Annotated in this window: 2 protein-coding genes and 1 pseudogene; all 3 read left to right on the forward strand. The window is 46.1% G+C overall.

Going from position 1 to position 1,806, the window contains the following annotated elements; genetic code table 11:
* Positions 1–134: pseudogene (locus tag V7Z60_RS10005) on the forward strand (sugar ABC transporter ATP-binding protein); the annotation flags it as partial.
* 192 nt (positions 135–326) lie between these two features.
* Positions 327–782 carry a LytTR family DNA-binding domain-containing protein gene (locus V7Z60_RS10010; protein ID WP_334117663.1) on the forward strand — a complete coding sequence of 152 codons (456 nt, stop codon included), beginning with the start codon at positions 327–329 and terminating at the stop codon, positions 780–782.
* On the forward strand, positions 782–1,525 hold the full coding sequence (locus tag V7Z60_RS10015) for a LiaF transmembrane domain-containing protein (RefSeq protein WP_334117664.1): 744 nt from the start codon (positions 782–784) through the stop codon (positions 1,523–1,525). The genes V7Z60_RS10010 and V7Z60_RS10015 overlap by 1 nt, the downstream gene beginning before the upstream one ends.
* The last annotated feature ends 281 nt before the right edge of the window (positions 1,526–1,806 follow it).

Below are 1,806 nucleotides of genomic sequence, written 5' to 3' on the forward strand. Positions count from 1 at the left end.
GTGTCGGCAATACGGAATTTGTTTCAAAGGTTGACGCGCGCGACTACCTTGCGCCTGGCTCAAAGGTTCAGATGGGCTTCGACATCAACAAGGCGCACTTCTTCGACAAGGATTCAGAATTGTCAGTATATTAGAATCAGACACCTGGTATCTCAAAGAGGCTTCGGAATTGCTCCGCGGCCTCTTTTTCTGCATTCTATAAAATGCAGTGCGTGTTCTCAGACGCGGATTTGTGTCGCTTAAGCACAGATAATGACCGCTTGGACCGAATTTGTTTACAGTAAATTTAAAAAATGGTTAAATTGAAAATGTAAAGAGGTGAGAGGATGAAGGTTCGAGTTGAGATCGGCACTGAGGTTTCGGAAAAGGAAATCGTTTTGAGAGCGAACGAGTATGATGAAGAGGTCGAACGGATGCTGTCAATGCTGCAGGAGATTCAAAGGACGCCGCAGCTGATTTTCTATAAGGACAGCACGGAATATTTCTTTTCCGCGGATAGGATTTTGTTTTTCGAAACAGGCGAGAGGCAAGTTTACGCTCATACGAAAAATGATGTTTTTCTCGTCAAGCACAGGCTTTACGAATTGGAGGACATTCTGAACGGAAAGTTCATGCGGATTTCCAAGTCGACAATCGTCAATCTCAGTCAGGTATTCGCTTTGACGCAGTCTTTGTCAGGCTGTTCGATTCAATTTGCGGATACGCACAAGCAGGTTTATGTGTCGAGAAGATATTACAGGCTGTTGCGTGAACGCATGCAGGAAGTGAGGGAAAAAATATGATGAAGAAGAGATTTTGGGGCGTGCTTTTGATTCTGGCTGCGGTTGCCTTGGTCATCAGTCGCCTGGGATTGAAATACAGTGTGCCACTTGGCTTTTGGCAGGTTGTCGGAACGCTGTTCTTCGGGGCCGGGCTGATTGAGGGATTGAGCAAGAGAAAAATCGGAACAAGTGTTTTTTCGATTGCCTTTCTGCTGATCATCTATCAGGACCAGCTCAATCTGAGAAGCGTCGGATCATGGACGATTATTGGGGCGGCTTTGTTGATTACAATCGGTTTGAACATGCTTTTCAAGCAGCGTTTTCAGTTCTGGTATGAAAATTTTTCGTCAGGAAAGAATTACATTATTTACGGGGATGACGAGAAAATGGAAGAAAGCAAAGGGTATGAGGAATTTACCGAAAATGAAGCTGGATCGACAATCAAAGTCAGTTCATTCCTGAACACGACGTCAAGGTATATTCAATCGCAGGACCTCAGACGAATCGACGTCAAGTCCAATCTCTCGGATGTCAATCTGTATTTGGACAACGCCATGCTCCAGGACGGTCACGCAACGGTCAAAGTTGACGTTTCCTTAGGCGACGTCAACATTTACGTGCCGAGGTCATGGGAAGTCAACAACAGCGTCGACGCCTTCCTGGCAGACGTGAGATTTGTCGGCATGCCGTCCGGCGAAGGAACGCAGATTCTTAAAGTCGAAGGAAGCGTCCGCCTTGGTGACGTCAAGATTCACTACGTATAGTTTCGGGGAATGTGTGAAGCGGATTCATGCTGAGCTTGACTTATGAAAATAATCAGACGTTTGCAATGGATGTGCAGAAGTCGCTGATGAGATGAATGATTCGTTTCAAGGCGGAGGAATTGTCATTTAAGAAGAGACCGGGGAAAAATTACGTCTCGGGCAAAGGTCCCGGATGGTTTGCGGTTAATTGCAATCATCCGGGACTTTGTTTGTGTATGCGGCGTTAAATGTGTGCTTTGGCCGCAACCAGGGGCTGCCATTTACGGGCAAATCCCTAAAAT

The organism is Ligilactobacillus sp. (genome assembly GCF_036846325.1).
Lineage (GTDB): Bacteria > Bacillota > Bacilli > Lactobacillales > Lactobacillaceae > Ligilactobacillus.

What these genes read in the sequence shown, in the direction of transcription:
- V7Z60_RS10010 (WP_334117663.1), top strand. Translation starts at nt 327, where the DNA reads ATGAAGGTTCGAGTTGAGATCGGCACTGAGGTTTCGGAAAAGGAAATC.
- V7Z60_RS10015 (WP_334117664.1), top strand. Translation starts at nt 782, where the DNA reads ATGAAGAAGAGATTTTGGGGCGTGCTTTTGATTCTGGCTGCGGTTGCC.